This window comes from Roseiarcus sp. (assembly GCF_052145395.1).
In the GTDB taxonomy this organism is placed as follows: Bacteria; Pseudomonadota; Alphaproteobacteria; order Rhizobiales; family Beijerinckiaceae; genus Roseiarcus.
On record NZ_JBKQOT010000689.1, the window covers coordinates 1 to 2,569 of the forward strand.

3 protein-coding genes are annotated in these 2,569 nt (G+C 62.7%); 1 reads left to right on the forward strand and 2 read right to left on the reverse strand.

What is annotated here, in order from left to right:
* Positions 1-264: 264 nt before the first annotated feature.
* Positions 265-756: a hypothetical protein gene (locus tag ACLP25_RS23555; RefSeq protein ID WP_442471559.1), complete on the reverse strand. Its 492-nt coding sequence runs from the start codon at positions 754-756 to the stop codon at positions 265-267.
* Between the two features lie 540 nt (positions 757-1,296).
* Here ACLP25_RS23555 and ACLP25_RS23560 point away from each other — a divergent pair.
* Entirely contained in the window at positions 1,297-2,262 is a 966-nt protein-coding gene (locus tag ACLP25_RS23560) for a G1 family glutamic endopeptidase (protein WP_442471560.1), read from the forward strand.
* 71 nt (positions 2,263-2,333) lie between these two features.
* On the opposite strand, the gene ACLP25_RS23565 is transcribed toward ACLP25_RS23560, so the two are convergent.
* Positions 2,334-2,569 (reverse strand): hypothetical protein (locus ACLP25_RS23565; protein ID WP_442471561.1); only part of this gene is annotated, 236 nt, incomplete at its 5' end.

Below are 2,569 nucleotides of genomic sequence, written 5' to 3' on the forward strand. Positions count from 1 at the left end.
CTTCCCGCCGATCGACCCGGCGGAATGGCGCGAGGCCCGGCGCGAGCCTGGCGTTCGCGGGCCGAGGGACGAGGCGGACTTTTGTTTCGTCGATTACGAACGACGACGCTGAGCCGTGCGCGCTGCACCGAGCCAATAGCTCCCTCATCCTGAGGAGGCGGCGAAGCCGCCGTCTCGAAGGACGAGGGAGCCCTTGACGTTGGCGTTTGTGCGGGCCCGCCCTTGTCCTTCGAGACGCCGCTGCGCGGCTCGTCAGGATGAGGGCTACTGAGAGAACGGTTCTCTCCAAAGCACACCAAGCTCACCCGCACCGCAGCGCCGTCGATCATCCACGGCTTGTCGCCCCACGCCTCGAAGATCGCGCCGCAGCGCCTCGCCGGGCGCAGCGGTCGGCGCCGCCTCGGGGACGATATCGACCAGATCGGGCGGGTTCAGCCGGGCGCGGCGCGGGTCGTCGAGCGCCTTGGCGGCGGCGGCGATGCGTTGCGCGCGGGGATCGCTGGCGTCATGCGCCGCCGGGATGTTCGGCGTCAGGACTTTGGGGAACGGCAAGGTCTCGAAGGTGGTGGTCGGGGTGTAGCGCGGGTCGTTGCCGACGCCGAGCCATGTGCCGAGCCGCAGCGACCACCGCTTGGCGCCCCACGGGAATGGCAGGGGTGCACAAATGGCGGCCGTTGCCGGACGGCTTTGCGAACGGATCAAATCCGACTCTAAGCGCGCATTCCTATGCAGTCCCGGTATGGAAAGGTTGCCCAAACAGCGGTCATCCCTGATTGCGCTTCGTATTCGCAAATCGGTCTTATTGACCTGCGCGTCTCCGCTCGAGCGCAGTGTTCGGCGGGACGAATCACGTCGCAGGCGAGCGTTAATACTCGACTTGTCGACGCGGCGCATTCCATTCACGGCTCAATCGCGGTATCGGCAAAAATGGAAAACACATTTGCGGCACGATCTCTGGCCGCCAGAGGTAGCGCAATGAACTTCCCCGCGCCCGCGCTGTACTGCGGCAAGTGCCCTATTGAGAGGCGTGGCCAGCGGTCAGCGCTGCTCGTTAAAATCCATGGCGCGTGCGTGCGTCTTAGGGAGCGGGTCACTTGTTTACCCAAACGAGACATGCCTGGTCATAACCGCGCCAATGTCTGCCGTTGCGGCTGATTGCGGGGCGAAGTACAATCGCGACATGCCAAGCGCGCTAAAAATTTACAGGGCGCGCCGAGGGTGAACGAGCGCAAGTAGAAGCCTGATACAGCCGTTTCGGCGGCCGGCAGAAATTCCTCAGTCAGGGAGCCGTAACAGATGGCCGATACCCAAGACGGTCCGCGCGTACATAAGCTTCGCTCGGGTTTCAACGTAACGACGTTTCCGCTGCCGCCGCACGGCATGCGCCTCACCGACGCGTCACCGGCCGAGCTCGCGCAACACGGCCTGCCGCCGCGCCCCGACCCGGACAGACACCCTGCCCTGCACGCGTTCTGGCTGAAGAATTTCGATAGGAAACTGCAATTCATCGTCCCGCAATTCACGGAAATCCCGAACATACGTCACCTGCCGCAACAGCCCTCGGTTATCGGCGGATCGAAAAATTGGTCCGGCGCCGTGGTCGCTGCCCCGACCGCACAGCTGATTGGCGGCGCCGTGGGCGGCCAATGGAACGTTCCTGTTCTCCAAAACGTCGATGGCAACGTGGACTATTGCATGATCTGGGTCGGGATCGACGGCGACCCGACGGTCAACCCCAATCTGGCAAACAATCTCGTTCAGGCCGGCACTCTGCTCACGGTCGACGGTTCGGGCAACCTGACTTGGCTTGCGTTTTGGGAATGGCTCGCACAAGGGCTGGGAATCAACTCGCCGGATGTGGGCATCATGAATATGCCCGTTCGATTCGGCGCCACCTTCGCAACTTCGATCTGGATCACATCGCCTACGACTGCGAACGTCTACATGACCTCGGATTCCGGCCCCGCAGGTGCGAGCGTTGGGACAATCACATCGATAGCTGCACCGCCGACAGTCAAATTGATCGGCGGTTGCGCGGAATGGATCGTCGAGCGGCCAAACGATCTGAACGGCAATCTAACCACACTCGCCAACTACGGATCGGTCGAGTTCGCGTCGGCGACGGCTGCGACAACCGGGCTGCAGGGCTCGGTGCTCGCCGGCCAAGGATCGCCCATCGTGATGACCGATCCGACAACGGGGAACACATTGTCAACCGGTCGAATCGTCAGTGGCGAAACCGTTGTGTGCACGTATGGTTGAGGCCCTCCGACCGGCGCCGAGGCGGCGGTCATATCGGCCACAAAAGTGGCCGGAGCGGCCGCAATGGCCATTCATGGCTGATCGCCGCCCCAGTCAGTGAGATCAGTAAACTCAGTGAAAATACATCCGCAGTCGCGCGTGCGGCCTTCGTGAAACACAGACAGTTGCTGATGTCTGCGGTCCAGAACTGCGGATATATTTTCACTGACTTTACTGACTTCACCTACGGTGGGGAGAGGCGCTGGCACGCCCGACTGGAGCAACGGCAGTTCTGCGCAGGAAGCGGGCGCCGCCGGACGGTTTGGCC

Coding starts and splice junctions, on each gene's coding strand:
- ACLP25_RS23560 (WP_442471560.1), top strand. CDS start 1,297: ATGGCCGATACCCAAGACGGTCCGCGCGTACATAAGCTTCGCTCGGGT.